19 protein-coding genes and 1 other RNA gene are annotated in these 22252 nt (G+C 64.3%); 15 read left to right on the top strand and 5 right to left on the bottom strand.

Annotated features, from left to right (window positions below; all coding sequences use genetic code 11):
• Positions 1 to 32 precede the first annotated feature (32 nt).
• The 7 genes from AC1PLS_RS02955 (at position 33) to AC1PLS_RS02985 (ending at position 6775) form a co-directional block, all read left to right on the top strand.
• On the top strand, positions 33 to 935 hold the full coding sequence (locus AC1PLS_RS02955) for a biotin-independent malonate decarboxylase subunit beta (RefSeq protein WP_184432962.1): 903 nt from the start codon (positions 33 to 35) through the stop codon (positions 933 to 935).
• The gene (gene mdcE, locus AC1PLS_RS02960) at positions 926 to 1630 is read left to right on the top strand and encodes a biotin-independent malonate decarboxylase subunit gamma (protein ID WP_102254926.1); all 705 of its coding nucleotides are present in this window, start codon (positions 926 to 928) and stop codon (positions 1628 to 1630) included. Before AC1PLS_RS02955 ends, mdcE begins: the two co-directional genes overlap by 10 nt.
• Positions 1631 to 1632: 2 nt before the next feature.
• Positions 1633 to 2274: a malonate decarboxylase holo-[acyl-carrier-protein] synthase gene (gene mdcG / locus AC1PLS_RS02965; RefSeq protein WP_184432271.1), complete on the top strand. Its 642-nt coding sequence runs from the start codon at positions 1633 to 1635 to the stop codon at positions 2272 to 2274.
• Between the two features lie 350 nt (positions 2275 to 2624).
• Positions 2625 to 3437 carry a triphosphoribosyl-dephospho-CoA synthase MdcB gene (gene mdcB / locus AC1PLS_RS02970; RefSeq protein WP_184432965.1) on the top strand — a complete coding sequence of 271 codons (813 nt, stop codon included), beginning with the start codon at positions 2625 to 2627 and terminating at the stop codon, positions 3435 to 3437.
• 178 nt (positions 3438 to 3615) lie between these two features.
• Positions 3616 to 4536, top strand: coding sequence for a malonate decarboxylase subunit epsilon (gene mdcH / locus AC1PLS_RS02975; RefSeq protein ID WP_481104185.1), 921 nt, complete (start codon positions 3616 to 3618; stop codon positions 4534 to 4536).
• An 84-nt stretch (positions 4537 to 4620) separates the two neighbouring features.
• Positions 4621 to 5976, top strand: a complete 1356-nt coding sequence (locus AC1PLS_RS02980) for an SLC13 family permease (RefSeq protein ID WP_024937865.1) — start codon at positions 4621 to 4623, stop codon at positions 5974 to 5976.
• Positions 5977 to 6055: 79 nt separating this feature from the next.
• Positions 6056 to 6775: a GntR family transcriptional regulator gene (locus tag AC1PLS_RS02985; protein WP_065032179.1), complete on the top strand. Its 720-nt coding sequence runs from the start codon at positions 6056 to 6058 to the stop codon at positions 6773 to 6775.
• 149 nt (positions 6776 to 6924) lie between these two features.
• Here the strand turns inward: AC1PLS_RS02985 and AC1PLS_RS02990 are convergent, their stop codons facing one another.
• The 4 genes from AC1PLS_RS02990 to AC1PLS_RS03005 all read right to left on the bottom strand — a co-directional run bounded on the left by AC1PLS_RS02990 (position 6925) and on the right by AC1PLS_RS03005 (position 10584).
• On the bottom strand, positions 6925 to 7548 hold the full coding sequence (locus AC1PLS_RS02990; RefSeq protein ID WP_481104186.1) for an HAD hydrolase-like protein: 624 nt from the start codon (positions 7546 to 7548) through the stop codon (positions 6925 to 6927).
• Between the two features lie 239 nt (positions 7549 to 7787).
• Positions 7788 to 8207, bottom strand: coding sequence for an STAS domain-containing protein (locus tag AC1PLS_RS02995; protein WP_005923815.1), 420 nt, complete (start codon positions 8205 to 8207; stop codon positions 7788 to 7790).
• Positions 8204 to 8635, bottom strand: a complete 432-nt coding sequence (locus AC1PLS_RS03000) for an ATP-binding protein (RefSeq protein WP_005923812.1) — start codon at positions 8633 to 8635, stop codon at positions 8204 to 8206. Before AC1PLS_RS03000 ends, AC1PLS_RS02995 begins: the two co-directional genes overlap by 4 nt.
• Positions 8635 to 10584 (bottom strand): SpoIIE family protein phosphatase, encoded by a 1950-nt coding sequence (locus AC1PLS_RS03005; protein ID WP_209236020.1) that lies wholly within the window; start codon positions 10582 to 10584, stop codon positions 8635 to 8637. Before AC1PLS_RS03005 ends, AC1PLS_RS03000 begins: the two co-directional genes overlap by 1 nt.
• A gap of 297 nt (positions 10585 to 10881) precedes the next feature.
• Here AC1PLS_RS03005 and AC1PLS_RS03010 point away from each other — a divergent pair, with 297 nt between their 5' ends.
• The 8 genes from AC1PLS_RS03010 to AC1PLS_RS03045 all read left to right on the top strand — a co-directional run bounded on the left by AC1PLS_RS03010 (position 10882) and on the right by AC1PLS_RS03045 (position 21357).
• Positions 10882 to 11481 (top strand): hypothetical protein, encoded by a 600-nt coding sequence (locus tag AC1PLS_RS03010; RefSeq protein WP_065048411.1) that lies wholly within the window; start codon positions 10882 to 10884, stop codon positions 11479 to 11481.
• Positions 11478 to 12800, top strand: coding sequence for an XVIPCD domain-containing protein (locus AC1PLS_RS03015; protein ID WP_481104187.1), 1323 nt, complete (start codon positions 11478 to 11480; stop codon positions 12798 to 12800). The genes AC1PLS_RS03010 and AC1PLS_RS03015 overlap by 4 nt, the downstream gene beginning before the upstream one ends.
• Positions 12801 to 12886: 86 nt before the next feature.
• Positions 12887 to 12962: non-coding RNA, sX9 sRNA (locus AC1PLS_RS03020), on the top strand.
• A gap of 841 nt (positions 12963 to 13803) precedes the next feature.
• A complete protein-coding gene (locus AC1PLS_RS03025; RefSeq protein ID WP_481104188.1) occupies positions 13804 to 14805 on the top strand; it encodes an arabinogalactan endo-1,4-beta-galactosidase in 1002 nt (333 codons plus the stop codon).
• A 412-nt stretch (positions 14806 to 15217) separates the two neighbouring features.
• A complete protein-coding gene (aceE, locus tag AC1PLS_RS03030) occupies positions 15218 to 17905 on the top strand; it encodes a pyruvate dehydrogenase (acetyl-transferring), homodimeric type (RefSeq protein ID WP_481104189.1) in 2688 nt (895 codons plus the stop codon).
• Between the two features lie 145 nt (positions 17906 to 18050).
• Positions 18051 to 18770, top strand: coding sequence for a hypothetical protein (locus AC1PLS_RS03035; protein WP_146200112.1), 720 nt, complete (start codon positions 18051 to 18053; stop codon positions 18768 to 18770).
• Positions 18760 to 21042 (top strand): DEAD/DEAH box helicase, encoded by a 2283-nt coding sequence (locus AC1PLS_RS03040; protein ID WP_184432261.1) that lies wholly within the window; start codon positions 18760 to 18762, stop codon positions 21040 to 21042. The genes AC1PLS_RS03035 and AC1PLS_RS03040 overlap by 11 nt, the downstream gene beginning before the upstream one ends.
• A gap of 90 nt (positions 21043 to 21132) precedes the next feature.
• Positions 21133 to 21357 (top strand): DCL family protein, encoded by a 225-nt coding sequence (locus AC1PLS_RS03045; protein WP_481104472.1) that lies wholly within the window; start codon positions 21133 to 21135, stop codon positions 21355 to 21357.
• Positions 21358 to 21513: 156 nt separating this feature from the next.
• Here AC1PLS_RS03045 and AC1PLS_RS03050 read toward each other — a convergent pair whose 3' ends face one another.
• Positions 21514 to 22212, bottom strand: a complete 699-nt coding sequence (locus AC1PLS_RS03050; protein ID WP_323540157.1) for a transposase — start codon at positions 22210 to 22212, stop codon at positions 21514 to 21516.
• Positions 22213 to 22252 lie beyond the last annotated feature (40 nt).

Genomic DNA, 22252 nt, shown 5'->3' on the forward strand with positions numbered 1-22252 from the left:
GTTGGGAGATACGTATGAGCACCACCATTCCCATGGCCGAGCGCAGCTATTACGAGGCCGATGCGCGCGAGCGTATCGATGGCGTGCTGGATGCCGGCAGCTTCCACGAATTCGTCGGTCCGCGCCGTCGCCTGATCAGCCCGCACCTGGCCCAGCTGGACACGCCCGGCGCCTTCGATGACGGCATCGTCGTCGGCGAAGGTATGTTACGCGGGCGTAACGTGCTGATCGCCGCGCAGCAAGGCGCCTTCATGGGCGGCGGCGTCGGCGAGGTGCACGGTGCCAAGCTCACCGGCCTGCTCGAGCGCGCCGCTGCCACGCAGCCGGCGGCGGTGCTGTTGCTGCTCGACACCGGCGGCGTGCGTCTACACGAAGCCAACGCTGGCCTGATCGCCATCTCCGAAATCATGCGCGCCACCTTGAACACGCGCGCCGCCGGCGTGCCGGTGCTGGCCTTGATCGGCAGCGGTAACGGCGCCTTCGGCGGCATGGGCATCGTGGCGCGCTGCTGCAGCGCGGTGATCATGTCCGAAGAAGGCCGCCTGTCGCTGTCCGGCCCGGACGTGATCGAAACCGTGCGCGGTGTGGAGGAGTTCGACGCGCGTGATCGCGCCCTGGTGTGGCGCATCACCGGCGGCAAGCACCGCTATCTGCTGGGCGAGGCGCAGACGCTGTTGGCCGACCGCATCGCCGCATTCGCCGAGGCCGCCGTGCAGGCGCTGGACACGCTGACTGAGCCGGAAGGCGAGGCCGCATTGCAGGCGCTGGAACTTGCACAGCAGCAGTTGTCCGCGCGCATCGCCGCCTATGGCGATTGCCGCGACGGCCTGGAAATCTGGCAGCGGCAGGGCATCGTCGAGGCGCAGCGCCTGCCGCTGCTGGACACCGACGCCTTCCTCGCCGCCACCGCCGACCGGAGCACGCCATGGAACTGAGCCAACTGCTGGACCAGCTGTTTCCGCTCGGCCACGCCATCGCCCGCAACGACGATGTGCTCACCGGCAGTGCCACCACGGCCGCAGGCGAGGTCACCGTGATCGGCACCGCCAACAAGCTGGAAGTCGGCGTGGACCACGCGCTGGCACTGGCGGCGACCGTGTTGGCGAGCACGCGCGCGCATCCGCAGCGGCCGATCGTGATGCTGGCCGATACCGCCGGGCAACGGCTAGCGCGCCGCGACGAACTACTCGGCATCAACGGCTATTTCGCGCATCTGGCACGCACGCTGGATCTGGCACGCAAGCGCGGCGCGCGGCTGGTCACGCTGGTGTATGGCGAATCGGTCAGCGGCGGCTTTCTGTCGTTCGGTCTGATGGCCGACCATATCCACGCATTGCCGGATGCGCAGATCCGCGTGATGGATCTGCGCGCGATGGCGCGCGTCACCAAGCAGAGCGTGGACACCTTGCAGGCGCTGAGCAAGAGCTCGCCGGTGTTCGCGCCCGGCGTGGAAAACTACGTGCGCATGGGCGCGGTGGAGTCGCTCTGGGATGGCGATCTGGCGCAGGCGCTGCTCGATGCCCTGGCCGCGCCCAGCGATGGCGATCAACGCCGGGCACGTGGCGCGCAGCGTGGCGGGCGCACCCTGGCGCGCGATGTCGCTGCGGCCGTGGCCGCGGGCGAGGCCTGAGCATGCCCGGCCGCCACGCACTGGTGTGGCTGCATCCCGGCGCGCGCTGGCAAGCGCTGACGCCGGGTGCGCAGCCACGGCTGCAGCAGTGGTTTGCTGCAAGTCTGCCGGCAGTGGTGGCGCGTGGCGATGGCAGCGAGGCACCCGGCAGCCTTCGGCTGGGCGTGCCCTTGCCGCCAGACGAAGGCAAGCAGCGCCTGGCACTGAGCGCCGGCCTGGACGAGGTCGCGCGCAGCACCGCGCCATTGGCGCTGGACGCGGTGATCGCAGCCGCACCCGCCGCAACGCAGCGTGCACTGCAGGCCTTGCTGATCGAGTGCAATGCCAACGCCCTGCAGCCGCGCGTCTTCGGCAGCTTCGCGTGGCAGGCCCTGACCGGGCTTGCGTATGTGCACGCGCAATCGGATCTGGACCTGTTGTGGTCCATTGCCACACCCGAGCGGGCGCAGGCAGTGGTGACAGTGCTGCAGCGCTGGGAACAGCGCCACGGGCTGCGCGCAGACGGCGAACTGCTGCTGCCCGACGACACCGCGGTGAACTGGCGCGAGTACGCCGGCAGCGCGCAACAGGTCTTGGTGAAGTCCACCAACGGCTGCCGCTTGCTGCCGCGCAGCGCGCTGTTTCCGGTGTGGAGCGCGGCATGAGCACGCTGGTCGAACGCACTGCCGATGCCAGGCGTTCCGTGACGCCTTGCAACGCGGTGGAGCGGCAGCGGCCAGTGACAGGAGCCAAGCAAACGGGCATCGCACCATCCCTGGTTGATGCGGTCAGCCAATCGACGCACCTGATTCGTGCCGATCGCGAATCGACGCTCGCACCGACACCGGCAGCGGCGCACGACGTACCGCCGCAGCCGCTACTGCGCCTTGCCCCGGCAGGCGCTGGTTCGAACCGCGTGCATGCGCCATCGCGCGCTGCACGCACGCATGGCGAGCTGCAAGGCAGTGCAGCCCGACAACACGCATCGCATCCTGAAGCCGGCACCGCCAGCGCGCTGGCGCATCGGCTGGGGCGGCTGGCGGTCGCCGCCCTGCATGCGGAACTCGGCTGCGCGCCCAAGCCCGGCCTGGTCACGCCGTTCGACAGCGGCAGCCATGCCGATATGGACGCGTCGACATTCCTGCGCAGCCTGTTCGCCCTGCGCGGCTACTTCGTCGCGGTTGCACAGGCCGGTATCGACAACGCGCCGTTCGAGCAATTGCGCCAGCTCGGCATCGCGGCCGAAGCGGCGATGCTGCGCGCCACCGGCGGCATCAACACCCACCGCGGTGCGATCTTCAGCCTGGGCTTGCTCACTGCGCAGGCGGCGCGCTTGCGTGCCGTGCATGGGCATGCCCCTGCTGGCGAAGCAGTCTGCAGCGCGGTGCAGGTCTGGCGCGATGCATTGCGGGCCGCGCCGCTGGATCCACGCAGCAATGGCCAGCGTGCGCGTGCGGCGTTCCGGATCAGTGGCGTGCGCGAACAGGCCGCGGCCGGGTATCCATTGCTGCGCGAGATCGCATTGCCGTCACTGCGGAGTGCATTGCGCAGCGGCGCCACGCGCGAGGCCGCACTGGCGCAGACCTTGATGCGCCTGGTTGCCGAGGTCGACGATCTCAACCTGCTGCATCGCGGCGGGCAAGACGGGCTGGCTTACGCAAAGGCGCAGGCGCATGCGTTTCTGGCCGATGGCGGCATCGCGCATCCGCAGTGGCGCGCGTGCCTGCACGCCATCGGCAGGCAATTCGTCGCGCGTCGCCTGAGCCCGGGCGGCAGCGCCGATCTGCTGGCCTGCGCCTGGTTCCTGCACTGTCAGGAGACGGCATGAGCCTGTGTCGACCACTGGCACCTGCGAAGGCAACGTCCATGCAGGCGTGTGGCGGCGCGGCCCTTCGCACTGCCTCAGTGAACGGCGTGCTTGTCTTGGTCACGGAACAAAATGCCCGCAGCGCGAATGAGGGTCACGCTCGCACAAGGCACAGCATTTTTTGCAAGCAGGCCATCCAATGAGCCTGGCTGTGCTCTGTCCCGGCCAGGGTGGGCAGCACGCCGCGATGTTCGCGCGGGTTGCCGATGCGCCTGCCGCGGCCGAGGTAATCGCTGCCGCGAGCGAGCTGCTTGGCGCCTCGGCGCAAACGCTGGCCGCAGACAACTCCCGCTACACCAATGCCATTGCACAGCCGCTGGTCTGCGCCGGCACGCTGGCGCACTGGCAGGTGCTGCGTGCGCAGCTGCCCGCGCCGGTGTTGGTGCTGGGCTACAGCGTCGGCGAGCTGGCCGCGCATGCGGTTGCCGGCAGCATGGAGATCGCCACCTGTTTGCAGCTGGCTGCCACCCGCGCGCGCCTGATGGATGCGGCCAGCCCGGACCATGCCGGCTTGATGGCGGTGCTCGGCCTGCCGCTGCGCACGCTGGAGGCGCTGTGCCGGACGCATGGCGCGGCCATCGCCATCGTCAATGGCGACGACCACGCCGTGCTCGGTGGCCCGCAGGCGGCGCTGCAGGCACTGGGCGATGCAGCGCAGGCGCAGGGCGCACGTGTCACGCCGTTGCCGGTGAGCGTGCCGGCGCATACGCCGTGGTTGCGGGCGGCCGCCGACGCCTTCGCCGTCGAATTGAACAATGCGGCCGTGCAGGCGCCCAGGCTGCGTGTGCTGGCCGGCATCGATGCGCGTGCCGTCACCACGCAGGCCCTGGTGGTGGACACGCTGGCCGCACAGATCGCGCAGACCGTGCGCTGGTCCGAGGTGCTGGTGCAGGCCGCCGAACGCGGCGCGCGGGTGTTTCTCGAACTGGGGCCCGGTAGCGCATTGACGCGCATGGCGCGCGAGCGCGTGCCGGGCTGCGAAGCGCGATCGGTCGACGAATTTCAGAGTACCCACGGGGTGGTCGAGTGGGTCAACGCCGCATGCGAGCGCGCGGCATGACGGTCGAGGTGGTGCACACGGCGTAACCCTTGGGTGGCGGGTGGCCATCCGTGCTGTACGCGTATCAGGTGTCTGGGAGGGCGCATGACCCCGCAAATTGCAACGATTCTTGGCTTGGTGATCATGTTCATCGTCGCCACCGCATTGCCCATCAACATGGGCGCGGTGGCCTTCGCGCTGGCCTTCATCATCGGTGGCGTGTGGGTGGGGCTGGACGGCAAGGAGGTGCTGGCCGGCTTTCCGGGCGACCTGTTCCTGACCCTGGTCGGCATCACCTATCTGTTCGCCATCGCGCAGAAGAACGGCACCATCGATCTGCTGGTGCACTGGGCGGTGCGCGCGGTGCGCGGGCGCATCGTCGCCATTCCCTGGGTGATGTTCGTCATCACCGGCCTGCTCACCGCCTTCGGTGCGCTCGGGCCGGCGGCGGTAGCCATCATCGGCCCGGTGGCGCTGCGCTTTGCCAAGCAGTACCGCATCAATCCCTTGATGATGGGCCTGCTGGTGATCCATGGCGCGCAGGGCGGCGGCTTTTCGCCGATCAGCGTGTATGGCGGCATCACCAACAAGGTGGTGGAAAAGGCCGGGCTGGACGTCACCGAGATGGCGGTGTTCCTCACCAGTCTTGGCTTTAATCTGATGATGGCGATCATCTGCTTCTGCGCCTTCGGCGGGCTCAAGCTGATGCGCCGGCAGGAGGTCTCGCTGGCCGATGCGCAGTATGTGGCGGTGGCCGACGACCAGGCTTCCAAGCGCCCGTTCGCGATCGAAGGGCATGGTTCGCTGGTGGCCGCCGGTGGCGGCACCTTGTCGACCAATCCGCTGGCGCTGGAGGCGGTCGCCATCACGCGCGATCGGGTGATCACGCTGGTCGGCCTGCTCGGCCTGGGCATCGCCGCGCTGGTCTACAACCTCAACGTCGGCCTGGTCTCGATCACCGTGGCGGTGGCATTGGCGCTGATCTCGCCCAGCGCGCAGAAGGGCGCGGTGGACGGCATCAGCTGGTCCACGGTGCTGTTGATCAGCGGCGTGGTCACCTATGTGGCGGTGCTGGAAAAGGCCGGTGCGGTGGACTACATCGGCACCGGCGTGTCGCATATCGGCATGCCGTTGCTGGGGGCGCTGCTGGTCTGCTACGTCGGCGGCATCGTTTCCGCATTCGCCTCGTCGGCGGCGGTGCTGGGCGCCACCATTCCGCTGGCGGTGCCGTTCCTGATGCAGGGCCAGCTTGGTGCGGCCGGGGTGATCTGCGCGCTGGCGGTATCGTCCACCATCGTCGATGTCAGCCCGTTCTCCACCAACGGTGCGTTGGTGGTGGCCTCGGCCGCCAAGGAAGAACGCGACGCGCTGTTCCGCCGTTTCCTGGTCTACAGCGGGCTGGTGGTGTTGCTGGGGCCGCTGGTGGCCTGGCTGCTGTTCGTGGTGCCGGGCTGGCTGTGATCCGGCCCGTGTCCGGCAGGGTGTCGGGGCGCCCCGGTAGAATGGGCGCCCCCACGCCAGCATCGACGACCCGCCTGCCATGACCCTCGCCCCTGATTCGCGCAACGCCAAGAAGCGCGTACCGCTGTACGAGGAAGTGGCCGAGCGCCTGCGCCAGAAAATCTACGACTACGCGCTGCCGCCGGGCGAATGGATCGACGAGCCGGCGCTGGCCGAGGAACTCGGCATCAGCCGCACCCCGCTGCGCGAGAGCCTCAAGCTGCTCGCCGCCGAAGGCCTGGTGCAGCTGGACGCCGGCCGCGGCAGCCGGGTCACGCGGCTGACCCTGGAAGACCTCAATCAGTTGTTCCCGGTGATGGCGATGCTGGAAGGCCGCTGCGCGCACGATGCGGTCAAGCGCATCGACGTGGCCGGCGTGCAACGCCTGGAAGAGCTGCACGCGGCAATGGAAGCTGCCGCCACCGCTGGCGACCTGGCCGAGTACTACCGCAACAATTACCTGATCCACGAGACCGTGCAGCAGTACGCCGGCAATCCGTGGTTGATCCGCGTCACCCACGATCTGCACCGCATCCTCAAGATGCACCGCGGCCGGCAGCTGTTGACGCCCGGACGCATGGCGCAGTCGCTGGCCGAGCACCGCGAGCTGATGGCGTGCGTGCGTCGCGGCGACGCCGAAGGCGCAGAGCGCACGATGCACGGGCATCTGCTGAGCCAGGGCCAGGCCTTGGCGGCGTATGTGGCAGCGGGCGGCATGTTGAACGTGCCGGCGCCCTTGCCGAGGGTGGGTGGGGTTTAGCAGTCGGCGCTGTCCGGGCGCATCACCCCGCGCACCGAGATCGCACATCCCGTCTTCCATCGGGAGAAGGTGCCCGAAGGGCGGATGAGGGTACGTGCGCACGCAGCACCGGAAAGCTTCTCGCTCTTGCGAATCCCAATCCCCGCCGCCTACTCCCCGCCCAACGCAAGCAAGTCATCCACGCGTTCGATCAACCGTGTCCCAGCCAACCCGGCAAACACGTCCGGATGCGCATAGCCCCAGGCCACGGCGGCAAAGGGCAGACCCACCGCTTGCGCCGCCTCCCAGTCGGCGACCTGATCGCCCACGTACACCGCCTGCGCTGCGGTATGCCCGGTGCTGCGCAACACGCGCCGCAAGGCGCGCTGTTTGCCCAGCAGATGCGCACCGCCGTCGATCACTGCGAACTTCGCGCTCAGCTCCTCGCCCAGCGCGCGCTGCACATTCTCCACCGAGTTGGACGACACCAGGGCCAGGCAGGTGCCGCGGGCGTGCAGGGCCTGCAGCACCTCGGCGATGCCGTCGAACAAGGCCATCGGCGGGGCAGCACGCATCAGGCGGATGAAGTCGGCGGCCACCAGCGGGATGCGCCAGCTGCTCAGGCCCGATTGCTTGAGCAGCTGGCGGGTGCTCAGGCGGCGTGCGGCGTCCACTTCATGCGCTTGCGCGGCGCGGAAGCCGTGCCGCTGGGCCAGTACGCGCTGCGTGCTCAGAAAGAAACCGAACGAGTCGGCCAGGGTGCCGTCGAAATCGAAGATGATCAGCTTGGGCATCGCAACGCGGGGATCGGGGCGTCATAGCCTAACCACTGCTGCACACGCGCCGTACGCAGACACGCCACCGATGTGCGCGCAGGCGAGGTGGCGCCGCAAAGCGATCGGCACAACCACTGCAATCATCGCCGGACGGCGCGCGTCCGATGCCGGGCTCGGCATGTACCAAGCGTGTGCTTCTGCCGAGCGCGCCGTCTACATCCAGCCGGCGCCGGTTCGCGATGCGGCGCCGGCCGCGCTCAGGCCTCGGCGAAATGCGGCACGATCGGCGTATCGCCTTGCGCATGCTGTTCGATGACCTTGCGCTGCATCGCCGCCAGGTAGGCATCCAGCTCTTCGGTGGAGGCGAAGACATCGCTCAGCGGCACTGCCTTGACCATGTCGAAGACCTTGCGGATCTGCGGTTGCGGGTTGGTCACCAGCACCTTGCCCTGGCGCGTGGCCAGTGCCTTGCGCGCCTTGAAGATGCAGCGGATGCCGGCGCTGGAGATGTATTCCAGCGCGGTCAGGTCCAGCACCAGCGTGGTGATCAGGGTGCCCAGCAGCGGCGACAGCGCCGCGTCCAGATCCTGGTAGGTGTGGGTGTCCAGGCGCCCGGTCAGGATGACGCGTTGACGGGTGTCCTGCGGCGGGTCGATCTGAATGGCGAGCGTGGTCATGACAGTGCCTCGGGGACGGGGGCGTACGGGTGGAGCAGGGTGACGCGCACCACGTTGTATGCACCATCGCGGCGGTAGTCGATGTGATCGGCGAACTGATGCACCAGGAACAGCCCCAGCCCGCCGATCGCGCGCTCGTCGAGCTCGGCACTCAGGTCCGGCATCGCGGCGGTGGTGGGGTCGAACGCACTGCCGGGGTCGTGCATCTCCAGCACCAGCGCCTGCGGGTCCAGCTGCAGTTGCAGGCGCAGTGGCTGCTCGGCGCACTGGCCGTGGGTGAGCGCATTGCAGCCGAGCTCTTCCACGATCAGCCGCACCTGGCCGATGCGCTCGGCGTGCAGGCCTTCCAGCGTGAGCGAGTGTTCCAGCGCGTCGTTGGCGCCGGCCAGCTGGGCCAGCGAGGGCGCGATGGCCAGGTCGAGCTTCATCAGGTCGTTGCCTTTCCGGGGGCGTCCCGGCCAGCGTCTGCGACCCGCCCAGCATGCTCCTGGCGCAGCCGGATCGCCAGCAGGGTGATGTCGTCGTACGGGTCGGCCTGGCCGGTGAAGTGGGCGATGTTGGCGATCACCGCCTTGCACTGCGCCGCCGCGCTGCGGCGTGGCCGCAAGGCGCCGAGCAGGCGCTCCAGCCCATAGCTGGCCCCTTGCTCGTCCATCGCCTCGGTCACCCCGTCGGTATAGCCCAGCAGCGTCTGCCCCGCGCTCATGCGGCCTTGCAGCACCGGGTAGGCCACCTGCGGCTCGATCCCCAGCGGCGCGCCGGTGTCCAGCGGCAACGGCCGCGCGCTGCCGTCGATGTCGATCAGCACCGGCGGCTCGTGGCCGGCACTGGCCAGCCAGTAGTCGCCGCTCACCACGTTGATCACCCCGCATAGCACCGTGGCGAACATGCAGGTGTCGTTGTTTTCCGCCAGCCGCGTGGAGGCGGCGATCAGGATGCTGTCCGGGCGCGTATGCCGGCGCGCGGCGATTTCCAGCACGCTCACCGCGCGCGCCATGAACAGGGCGGCCGGCACGCCCTTGTCGGACACATCGCCCACCACAAACCACAGCAGCCCCGGCTCGGTCTCGACGAAGTGGTAGAAGTCGCCGCCCACCGCCTTGGCCGGCTCCAGCCAGGCGCAGGTTTCCAGATGCGAACTGGCGCGGTCGAAGGTGCGCCCGGAGGGCAGCATCGCCTGCTGGATCTCGCGCGCAATCTGCAGCTCGCTGTGCATGCGCTCGCGCGCGGCGGTCATCTCGCCGATCTGCGCGATGTGGTCGCGGATCGCATCGCGCGCGCTGTCGAACGCACGCGCCATCACGCCCACCTCGTCGCGGCGTTCGATGTGCTGCAGCGGGTATGCGAATTCGCCACGGCGAAAGTGCTCGGCGGTATCGGTCAATTCCTCGATCGGGCGCGTCAGCTTGCGGGTGATCCGCCCCATCAGCCACCACCACACCACCGCGCCCAGCAACGCCGCCAGCGCCACCCACGCGGCCAGCCAGTTCAGGCCCGCCAGCACATAGCCTTCCGAGGCGGACAGCACAAAGGTCCAGCCGCTGCGCCCCACCGCCGCGCTATGGGTCAAAAAGCGCTCGCCATCCGGCGCGGTGTGCGCAAACGAGATCGGCTGGCCCGCCGCCACCGCGCGCTGCAACGGTGCCAGATCCGGTCGAGAATGCGCCACGTAACGCTCCAGCGTGTAACGCAGGTTGAGCGCCGGGTCGGGGCTGAACACCAGCATGCCTTCGGGCGACAGCAGCATCGGCTGGATGCCGATGTCGCGCGGCAGCTGGTCGATGATCTCGCGCAGGTGCTGCAGCGGCAGGTCCACGCTGACCATGCCCACCGGCGCGGCATCCACCGCATCGCCCGGCCGGCGCAACGGCAGGTTGTAGCTGGTGTACAGCGCGTTGCCGCCATTGGCGTTGAGATACGGCTCTGACCACCACGCGCGTCCTTCGCGCTGGGTGCGCAGATACCACGGCATCGCGCGGTAGTCGTAGCCCAGGTCCTGCACCGATTTCTCCAGCACGCGCGTGCCGTCGCGATGCACGTACCAGACAAACCCGGTGTCGCGCGCCTTCTGCGTGCGCGGCTCGATGATCAATCGCGCCGCACCGATATCCGGGTCGCCGCTGAGCGTGGCCAGCAGCAGCGCGCGCAGGTTGAACGGCTGCAGCCCCACCGCGCTGCTGCTGGCCGCCAGCGTGCGGCCGCTCACCTGCACCGAGTCGAGCATCGCCGCCAGGCTGCGTGCGGTCTGCTCGGTCAGGCCATCCACCTCGGTGCGCGCCGCCTCCACCAGCTCGGCGCGTGCGCCCAGGTAGAACACCGTGCCCAGCAACGCCAGCAACACCACCAGCACCGCGGTGGCGGCCAGCAACACGCGCATGCGCAGGCTGTGCCGCCAGTGCACCCGCGGGGTGACGGCCACGCGGTCGGCTGGCGATGTGGGACCCGTGGCGATGGCGCGCTTCCGTGGTGGCGGATGGCCCCGATCATGGCAGTTTTGCGGCCGCCGGCAACCGGCTCACGGCCGCCTCATCCTCAGCTGCCGTAAATTGACCCCAGCGGGTCAAGCAAACTAGATTGACTCCCCCTATCGCCATGGAGGCCGGCCTTGCGCCAGATTCTGACCCCGAGCCTGCTGGCCCTTTTGCTTACGGCCTGTAACGCCCCGGAGACCAGCATGACCCAGACCCAATCCCCCGCAACCGAGGCCGCCGCAGTAGCCGACGTCGAGGCCGGTGGCCGCGGCCTTGCCAAGTTGAATCCCAATCCGCGCAAGGCCTACGAGGTCACGCTGACCCTGGACAAGGCGCCCGGCGCCTTCGGCCTGGTGCAGGGCGCGGCGCAGTACGACGTCAGCAACGAAGCCGAATGCGGCAAGATCCAGCCCGAAACCGGCACCGCTGGGCGCATCACCAGCCAGGAAGACTTCGCACTCAAGAAGATCTCCGATACCGAGTACCGCGGCACCGTCTATCTGGACCTGATGCAGGACGAGGACTATTACGGCCGCGGCGTCTGCCACTGGGAATTCAGCGGTGCCAGCGTGCTGCTGAAGGCCACCGGTGCAGAGGAAGAGACCCGCTTCCTGTCGTTTATCGAAGGCAAGACGGTGACTGCGCAGCAGCCACAGACGAAGTACTACTGGAAGGAAGGGTATCCGCGCTCGGAGTCCAAGAGCTTTCCGGACACCGGTGAGCTGAGCCCGGACAAATTCAAGCCGGAAATCCGCGACAATCTCTTCACCATCACATTGGCTGCCAAGGAAGTTGCGCCATGAGCATCCCATCGCCGCACTATGCGGGCTTGTCGGAAGATGTCTACAAGGATCGCGCCGTCGGCCGGCGCGCGCCAGGTCAGGAAGAAATCGTCGTGGTCGAGGGGCAGCGTTATGCGGTTCTCGACCACGTCAACAACAAGGCCACCGGCTATCAAGGCACCATCTACCGGCGCGAAGGCAGCGGCGACATCGTGGTCGCCCATCGCGGCACCGAGGGCGCGGTCAAGGACATTCTCACCGATGCGACCATGGTCACCTCGCGGACCAATCCGCAGGCAGCCGACGCGCTCGCGCTGACCAAAAACGCGATGGACATTGCCAAGGACGTCGGCAAGCGAACCGGGCACCAACCCGAAGTCACCGTCACCGGCCACTCCCTGGGCGGTGCGCTTGCGCAGGTTTCCGCGCACCATTACGACCTCAAGGGCGAAACCTTCAACGCCTACGGTGCAGCCAGCCTGAGTTACCGCATTCCCGAAGGCGGCAACAGCGTGATCAACCACGTGATGGCGTCGGACCCGGTCAGCGCGGCCTCGCCGCATTTCGGGCAGGTGCGCATCTACGCCAAGCCAGATGAAATCGCCACGTTGAGCGGCGCCGGCTACAGCAACAGCAAGGCCAATTTCCTGATTCCCGACTACCCGCTGGTGGCGGCCGGCGGTTCGCTGGGCGCGCACAAGCTGGGCAACTTCCTGGGCGAACATTCGGCGCTCACCGACCCCAACGCGCGTCCGCTTGCCGAAAAGAACGCGCGCATGATCGACGAATACCGCAGCGATGTGGACGGGCTGCGCACCGGCACCACCATCCTGACGCGCAGCGCGCGCGGCCTCGGCCAGGACGCCATCGACGCCATCCGCGGCCCGCTCGCGCCAGGCGAGCCTGCCAAGCGCGACGCACACGAGCACGGCAACGAGCACACCTCGCTGCGTATCGACCAACCGGGGCATGTGGGCAACGCCCTGTTCCAGGACGCGCAGCGTGGCGTGCACGCACAGGACGCACGTGCCGGGTGCGCGCCCGACCAGCAAAGCGCCCAGTTGTCCGGCTCGCTCGCCTCGGAAATGCATGCCGCCGGTGGCCAGCGCATCGACGCAGTGATGATGACCCCCGATGCCGCACGCACCTTCGCCGTGCAGGGCCGCGTAGACGACCCCGCGCAGCTGCGCGTCAGCGTGGAAACCATGACCGCCATGAACACCCCGCTGGAGCAGAGCAGCCAGCGCGTGGCCGACAATGCGGCACGCCAAGCGGTGGCGCTGGAGCAGCAGCAAACCCAGACCCAGCAACAACAGCAGGGCGCACGCGCGCTGGGCTGAGTGCGCTCATGCATGCATGGGCGCGGAGCTGTCGACAAAACGGCTGCGCAGCCGTCAGGTGGGCGCAGCCGTTGTCCGGAATCGGCGTGGACCACGCGTGCACTGCGGTGCTGAGCGCGCCATCCGCACCATTTGACGGCCGCTCACTACGCGTTGGGAGTCGCGCTTGATACGGTGATGCGCCTGACCCGCAGCGCTGACGCGGCGGCGCTTCAATCCGCTAACTGCTGCCATCGCGTGGTGCACAGAAAAAACGCCGGCTTGCCCGGCGTTTTTCGTTTCGGTCGCTGCCGATCCATAGACGCGAGCGTGTCGAGTGCGCCGAGCGGGCAGGGCAGCTGGAAGGCGGGCGGTCTTCACCCGTCGGGCTGCTGTCGAACTGGAATCGCAGCTTGCCGCGCAGCGCCGGTGACGGTAATCGAGCCAGGGGTGTCCTTACAGAATCAGCTGTCAGCCACAGCCACAGCCACAGCCACAGCCACAGCCACGCAGCCGCAGTCACAGCGCAGCCGCAGCCGCTGCCGCTGCGCGCGGTGAGCGGTGAGCAGTGAGCGGCGTGCGTACGACGATGGTATGTGCTTCCAGCAACGCGCCCCGGTACCGGGAAGTCGGCAGCACGTCGCCGCATCGCATCGCATCGAGCCCAGGTCTGCTTGTGCTGCCCTACAGTCGACCACGCCTGTCACCTCAGCGACGGATCGCCAGTAACAGACCCGCTGCGCACTATCGCGCCGGTTTTCTGTTGCACCCGCACAACAATGCGCTGGCGAAAATATCGCCAGTTCGCTGGCGCAAGGCGTTTGCCGCCGCGAGATATGCCGCAACCATGCAGCAGCTATAGCGAGCGCGACCGCATTGCGCCGCCGTGCTGCAATCGCCACCGTTTCGCGGCGTGTCTGGCCGCTGCGGGCAGCGCCGTATCACCACAGGCACGCGGCGAATTCAGGGGGAATCAGGCAGGGCGCCATGTGGCGCGACATCCATCGATCAAGGGAGAGGGTTCATGCACGTTTTTCGCAAGGGGTACCACCGTTTGCTGCTGGTGCTGGTGCTGGGTGGCCTCAGCGCCGGCGCCGGCGCGCAGGGCATCGCCAAGGGCGCCGATGTCAGTTGGCTCAACCAGCAGGCCGCGGCCAGCCCGCCGCAGGTGTTTCGCGATGCGGCCGGCAACACCACCGACTTCATCAAGCTGTTCAAGGATGTGGGCGGCAACGCCATCCGCCTGCGCGTGTGGGTCAACCCGTCCGGCGGCTGGAACGATGGCCGCGACACCCTGGACAAGGCCAAGCGCGCCGCCGCGCAGGGCATGCGGATCATGATCGACTTCCACTACAGCGACAGCTGGGCCGACCCCGGCAAGCAAACCAAGCCGGCCGCCTGGGCGGGCCACTCCGTCGCCCAGCTCAATACCGATGTCTACAGCCACACCCAGGGCATCCTCAAATACCTCAAGGACAACGGCATCACCGTCAGCTGGGTGCAGGTGGGCAACGAGATCAACAGCGGCATGTTGTGGAACGAGGGCAAGACGCCCAACTTCGCCACGCTGGGCCAGTTCATCAACAGCGGCTACAACGCCACCAAGGCGGTGTATCCCAACGCCAAGGTCATCGTGCACCTGGCCAACGGCTACGACAACGCCAATTTTCGCTGGTTCTTCGACAACCTGCGCTCGGCCGGCGGCAAGTGGGACGTCATCGGCATGTCGCATTACCCGCCGGTCGGCAGCTGGCAGGACTACAACAACCGCCTGGACACCAACATGCGCGACATGATCTCCCGCTACGGCAGCGACGTGATCGTGGCCGAGGTCGGCATGGACTGGCAGCAGGCCGCCACCACCCGCGCCATGCTCACCAACCTGCTCAGCCGCAGCAGCGCCATCGGATCGCGCGTGCTCGGCATCTTCTACTGGGAGCCCAACGCCTACCCCGGCTGGCAGGGCTACACCATGGGCGCAGTCAACAACAACGGCCAACTGACCGAAGCGCTACAAGCGTTCTGACCACCACCCCCCCACCGTAGGAGCGCACCCGGGCGCGACGGGCTTCACCGGTAACGCCCCTCGCGCCCAGGTGCGCTCCTACAGGGCGCCAGGCGCATCCCCCAGGCGTAGGAGCGCACCCGGGCGCGACCGGGCTTCACCGGTAACGCCTCTCGCGCCCGGGTGCGCTCCTACGGGGCGGGCGTGTCGGTCCTTTCCGGCCGGTGGCCCTTATCCTTTGGTCGTATACCGGCAGCGCCCGCTGCACCGGATCGTCGTCCCAGCCGGCATCGTTACCCCACCCACGCACGACACCGTCCCATTCCATACGCACCCGTAGCGAGGAATGGCAACAGGTGCGTGCGGTACACTTGGGGGTTCACGAATTCACGATGTCGACACACCCGCGGGGTGTGTCCCCCCGGGAGCGCTAATGAACTGGTTGAACGAAGTGCTGCACAACGATCCGAACCCGCTTGAGACGCAGGAGTGGCTCGAATCGATCAAGGCCGTCATCGACGTCGAAGGCCCGGAGCGCGCCCATCAGCTGCTGGAAGGCATGGTCGAACAGACCCGCCGCGCCGGCGCTTACCTGCCGTTCTCGCCCACCACCGAGTACGTCAACACCATCGCACCGGCCAACGAGGCCAAGAATCCCGGCGACTCCGCGCTGGAGTGGAAGATCCGCTCGATCATCCGCTGGAACGCCATGGCCACCGTCGTGCGGGCCAACCGCAAGCCGGGCGACCTGGGCGGCCACATCGCCTCGTTCGCCTCCAGCGCCACGCTGTACGACGTGGGCTTCAACCACTTCTGGCGCGCGCCCAGCGACCAGCACCCGGGCGATCTGCTGTTCATCCAGGGCCATAGCGCCCCGGGCGTCTACGCCCGCGCCTTCCTGGAAGGCCGTATCAGCGAAGCCCAGCTGGACAACTTCCGCATGGAAGTGGACGGCCAGGGCATCTCCTCCTACCCGCACCCGTGGCTGATGCCCGAGTTCTGGCAGACCCCCACCGTGTCGATGGGCCTGGGCCCGCTGGCCGCCATCTACCAGGCGCAGTTCATGCGCTACCTGGAAAACCGCGGCCTGATCGAGAAGTCCGACCGCAAGGTGTGGTGCTTCATCGGCGACGGCGAGAGCGACGAGCCGGAAACCCTCGGCGCCATCGCGCTGGCCGGTCGCGAAGGCCTGGACAACCTGATCTTCGTGGTCAACTGCAACCTGCAGCGCCTGGACGGCCCGGTGCGCGGCAACGGCAAGATTATCCAGGAGCTGGAAGGCGTGTTCCGTGGCGGCGGCTGGAACGTCATCAAGCTGCTCTGGGGCGGCTACTGGGACGCGCTGCTGGCCAAGGACACCGACGGTGTGCTGCGCAAGCTGATGATGGAAACCGTCGACGGCGAATACCAGAACTGCAAGGCCTTCGGCGGCGCCTACACGCGCGCCAACTTCTTCGGCAAGTACCCGGAGACCGCGGCCATGGTCGCCGGCCTGTCCGACGACGACATCTGGCGCCTGAACCGTGGCGGCCACGATCCGCACAAGGTGTACGCTGCCTACCACCAGGCCGTGAACACCAAGGGCATGCCCACCGTGATCCTGGCCAAGACGGTCAAGGGCTACGGCATGGGCTCGGCCGGTGAGGCGCTCAACCCCACCCACCAGACCAAGAAGCTGGACGACGCGGCGGTCAAGCACTTCCGCGACCGCTTCAACATTCCGGTGACCGACGCCCAGCTGGAAGACGGCCAGGTGCCGTTCTACCACCCTGGCGTAGATTCCCCGGAAGTGCAGTACCTGAAGGAGCGCCGCAACGTGCTGGGCGGCTTCCTGCCGTCGCGCCGTCCCAAGGCCAGCAAGTCGTTCGTGGCGCCCACGCTCGACAAGTTCGAGCGCCTGCTCAAGGACAGCGGCGAGCGCAGCTATTCCACCACCATGTCCTTCGTGCAGAGCCTCAACATTGCGCTGCGCGACAAGGAGCTGGGCCCGCGCATCGTGCCGATCGTGGCCGATGAGGCGCGCACCTTCGGTATGGAAGGCATGTTCCGCCAGATCGGCATCTATGCCCCGTTCGGCCAGAAGTACAAGCCGGTCGATGCCGACCAGCTGATGTACTACCGAGAAGACCAGACCGGCCAGGTGCTGCAGCAGGGCATCAGCGAGCCGGGCGCCATCGCCTCGTGGATGGCCGCCGGCACCAGCTACTCGGTGTCCGACGTGCCGATGCTGCCGTTCTACATCTACTACTCCATGTTCGGCTTCCAGCGCGTGGGCGACATCGCCTGGCAGGCAGCGGACATGCGCACGCGGGGCTTCCTGCTCGGCGGCACCGCCGGCCGCACCACGCTCAATGGCGAAGGCCTGCAGCACGAAGACGGCTTCAGCCAGGTCATTGCCGGCTCCATCCCGAACGTGCGTAGCTACGACCCGACCTTCGGCTTCGAAGTCACCGTCATCATGCAGCACGGCATGAAGGCGATGATGGAAGACCAGATCGACGAGTACTACTACATCACCCTGATGAACGAGAACTACGCCCACCCCGGCATGCCGGACGGCGCAGCCGAGGGCATCATCAAGGGCATGTACCTGCTCAAGGACGCCGGCAAGCCCAAGAAGGGCGAGCTGCGCGTGCAGCTGCTGGGTAGCGGCACCATCCTGCGCGAGGCCATTGCTGCGGCCGAGCTGCTGGACAAGGACTTCGGCGTCACCGCCGACATCTGGTCCTGCCCCAGCCTCAACGAAGTGCGCCGCGACGGCTACGCCGTGGAACGCTGGAACCGCCTGCACCCGGAGGCCGAACAGCGCAAGCCCTACGTCACCCAGCTGCTGGAAGGCCGCCAGGGCCCGGCCATCGCCGCAACCGACTACGTGCGCGCCTTCGCCGACCAGATCCGTGCCTTCGTCCCGATGACCTACACCGTCCTCGGCACGGATGGGTTCGGTCGTTCGGATACGCGTGCCAACCTGCGCCGGTTCTTCGAAGTGGACCGTTACTACATCGCACACGCGGCGATTGCCGCGCTGGCGAAGGACGGGAAGATGACGGGCAAGGATGTGGCCAGGGCGATCAAGCAGTACAAGATTGATCCTGAGAAGGCGAATCCTGTTGGGGTTTGAGTCACAGCTATCCGGTGAGAAAGAAGCGGCCTTTATGGCCGCTTTTTTTTGACTGGACCCGTTGGCTTGCGTATACAACTAAAGAAGGTCACTGCCTGTCCGATATTTGGTAAGTTGTACAAATGCATTGCTTACGGGGGAATGGATGTCCACTGGAACTGGCTGCACAGATGTTGATTGGGGGTGCGAGCACTCTCCTATGCTCGGGGATACTGCGCTTTCCATCGTATCCTGCAAGGTTTCTGTAAAGGACCTTTCCAAGCTTTCCGCGAAATTGGCAGAAACGGTGGTCGACACATCTTGGATGGCCGCTCTCGATAAGGGCACTCAGCGTGCCTACAAAAAAACAGTTGAAGAAACTTCAGGGATTCTTTGCGAGATCTTCAGGTCGGTGCCGGGATCTCCGGTAGCGGAAGAATTTGGCGAGCTTATGGTGTCGATGGGCTCTGCTCGAGCACTTAAGTCGCTTCTCGGGCACGCAGAGGTCCCGTTGGCGGAGCTCTGGAAGCCCCAGCGGAAGCAGAACGAGGGCTTCGACTTCCACACCATATGTGGAAATGGAATGCTGAACTTCGGGGAAGCAAAGTACTCTGGAAATGGATCCCCTCATGGTCTGGCTATTTCCCAGGTGTCAAACTTCATTGAGGCTGACAAGCATCACAGAGATTACGTGCATCTATCTAGCATCTGCCCAGGGCCCTCGGAGCTGTTGGCAAATGACGAATTTGGAGTGGTTGCAGCCTTCTCGATTAACGGGAAGAATCATGCGGCTATTATGAATAATGCTCTTTCTTCAGCCATAGATCTCTCCAAGAAATTTGGCCTCAAGCAAATTTTTCTGGTTGGAGTTTCTAATGACGCCTGACGTTGTCATGAATGACCCCAATCCGCTGCAGACGCTCTCTAGAATTTTGGAGGATTTTCATAGGAACGGGCCTGACTCCCAGGAGAAATTGGAGGCAATTAGCCTCTATAGAGAATTTCACGCGAGAGATTTTGAGGTCTTTGAGCAGGATATAATCGCGTCTATGGGGCTATTCTATAAACTAGATGAGCCTGAAAGCCTTTATTCATTTCTAATTTCGAGAATGGGTGAGGCGAATAGAGTGGATAATGACCATATCCTGACGCCAGTCCAGGCGAGCCTGGTATCTGCTATTGAAGATCATGAACTGGTCTCTATCTCGGCACCGACGAGTGCTGGTAAATCTTACTCAATTAGGGACTTTATCTCTAAAGGGGAGGGTGACGCGGTGATAGTCGTCCCTTCTCGGGCGCTAATTGCAGAGTACGTGGGGGCGCTTCGACAGTATTTCTTCGGGGAAAAGGGAGTGATGGTAATGCCCTTCGTTGATGCTGTATTTAAGTCGAGGGGGCCAAGAAAAATACTCGTGCTAACTCCGGAGCGAGCGCGAGAGATATTCGACAGATCACTGGATCTGGATATTAGAGTCTTCTTCTTTGACGAAGCTCAAGTATCTGAAGAGGGGATGAGGGGTGTCGTTTTTGATCACCTTGTCAGGCGAGTGTCAAAGGGCTTTCCTCGCGCAAAGCTCATATTCGCTCATCCTTTCGTGGCGAATCCTGATGCGCAATTCAAGAAGCATGGTTTTGACGGAAAGAGCGCTTTCTCTAGATCGTATGAGCAGGGTGCCGTTGGAAAAATATTCATACAGAGACACTTCAACGGAAAGGATTACTATTTCAGCCCATTCGCCAGTCGTGGTGAGTTGCTGTCTTCGTGTGTTGAGTTCCAGGGGAAGTTTTCAGAATTTGTTCTTCGCTCAGGTAAATCAATACTAGCCTATGTAAGTAAACAGTCGATTTATGACGGCAAGTTTATGGGTGAATTTGAGGGCTACGTCAGCTCTCTGTCGTTGATTTCCGATGCAAAGGCGCTGTCGATAATTGATGAGATAAGCAAGCTTGTTGGGGCTGATCAAGTTAATCATAGATCAAAGATGATCGAGCTTTTGCGTAAAGGAGTGGTGATTCATCACGGCTCCGTTCCTCTTGAAGTTAGATTCATGCTTGAGGATTACATCAGGCTAGGGCATTGTAGAATTTGCTTTGCGACGAGCACGCTTGCTCAAGGCGTTAATATGCCGTTCGACGTCGTATGGTTAAGTAGCATGTCGATCCGCGCCGAAGATGACGCCAAGCGGTCACTGGCTTTTAAGAACCTCATCGGACGCGCAGGTCGGCTATCCGCGTCTGAGAAATTCGATTTTGGCTATGTTTATACCAAAAGTCCCAAGCTTCTTATAGAGCGACTACGGGACGAGTATAGACTGTCCGACGAGTCTGTCATTGACTCTATGGATGGAGAAGGGGCGGGCCAAGATATGGAGGTTGTTGAGGCCATAAGAGATTCTGAGTTCGATGACGACCTGCATATTCCAAATAGTCGGGCGTTGCGTCTCCAAGCAAGTCCATCCATTGAAGCGATGAATGCCGTTCTCGATCTCCTATATCCGGAAGGGACACCCGTCAAGCAGGCACTGAGGGGGAGTGAGAGACGAATGGAGCGGGTACAGTTAGAGGCTAGTCTGAGGCTAATTTATGAAGCCTACATGGGAAGAGCGCTATTCGACGGGGAGGGCGCTGTTTTCAAAGAGGCAATATTCATATTAATCCAGTCTTTCTCCGGTAGAACTTTTAGAGAGATAGTCGGCATGCGCTACAGCTCGATATCTCGCCGCGATGAAAGAGATAAGGTTTACGCAGATTTTTCACAGCCCGCGACCACTCTGCCCGATTCGACATTAAAGAAGAGGTTCTCGCTTTACCGTGAGAATACGCCCAAGGTGCGCGTCAGCTATGACGTTGTAATGTTCGATACGTATGATTATCTCGATAAGGTCATATCCTTTAGCTTGTTTGACGTGTTTGCTGCTGCGGCGCGAATCCACTACAAGCAAACTAAAGATGAGCGTGCCAACAAATTTATTGAGCTCCTTAGATTTGGGACTAATGATCAAATCAATGTTCTTTTGATGCGATATGGATTTCTGCCTGACCAAATAGAAGAGTTGATTCCGCATCTTCTTCGAATAAGCGAGGAGGAGATTGTATTCAAGAAGAGTGTTTCGGAAATAAGCCAAAAGCTAAGACCTGTGGTCGATTGGTATCTCTGAATAACCGGGGGCTATATGCCAGCTAAATCTGTTAAAATCGGTGAGCGCGAATTTTCTCGCCAAAAGGACGCTCTGGAGTTCTACCGTGTAATGCTTAATTCTTATCGTCGGGGCGAGCGTGTGTCAGATGCCGATGCGATCGAATTGAACCCGCTTCTGTCCCGGCATATCAGCCGAGATGAAAAGGTCGGGGTTGGAGTGGATCATTTCCTGGTTGATTCAGATGAGTACGGTGGGCAGTGTTTTTGGATTGTTCGCGTTGATGCGACTCGCGCGCACTTCACGTACAAACGATGCGTTACAGGCATTTGGTAGTGGCGTCCACTGAACGAATTAGAGTTCGATCCATCATTCCAAATAATGAGGTCAGGTTAACTTACCAGTCGCCGGTGTTCGGTCTGCGTGGCCTAAAAACGGGGTCAGGTCGAGTAAGTGCAAAAACTTTAATATTAACGGGGTCAGGTTAACCTATCAGTAGATGGGGCTTGATTTGCGCTGCCGATGAGCGGGCCTGACGCCGGCAAAGCGGTGGGTCTCGACTTCGACCATTGCGCGGAAGGCGTCGTGGCCCAGGCCTCGCTGCTGCCGTAGATGAAGGCGGATGCTGGCGAGCAGTTCGTCGGGCAGGGTTTCATCGAGCAGGACGCGGTGGGCGTTGGATCGCTTGAGCGGGTCATTGCCAAGCGCAAGCCGACAGGGATGTGGTGTCAGCGCGGAGTGGCTGCGCTGGCCCAGGTTGGCTGGGCAACTGGACCAGCGGTACGCCGCTGGGTTGTCGGTCAGGCGAGCACGCACCGGATTAAGCTCAATGTAGCGATAGCAGCGAAGGACGTAGTCCGCACTGTCCACAAGACACGCTTTGTGCCGCCCTTCCCATAGCGTACCAGTGCGGCCGTGGCAGCCATTGAACAATGCTACGTAGTTTCGCCCAAGCCTCTGTATCAGTTGCCCGATCCGTCCCGCATCAGGTTGCGCGACTAGCAAGTGCACATGGTTGTCCATCAATACGAAAGCATGCAGCTGACGGCCTGTGGCGTGCAGGGCCTCATGTATCAGGTGTAGATAGCGCAATCGATCGCCATCATCCAGAAAGCAGGGCAAGCGGTTGTTCCCGCGCTGCACGATGTGCTGCGGGATGCCGGGAAGGTCGATGCGTGTGAGTCTGGCCATATCACAACGCGTGCAGCCAGCTGGTGGTGATGATAGTGGG

The organism is Xanthomonas sp. NCPPB 3218, from assembly GCF_056725185.1.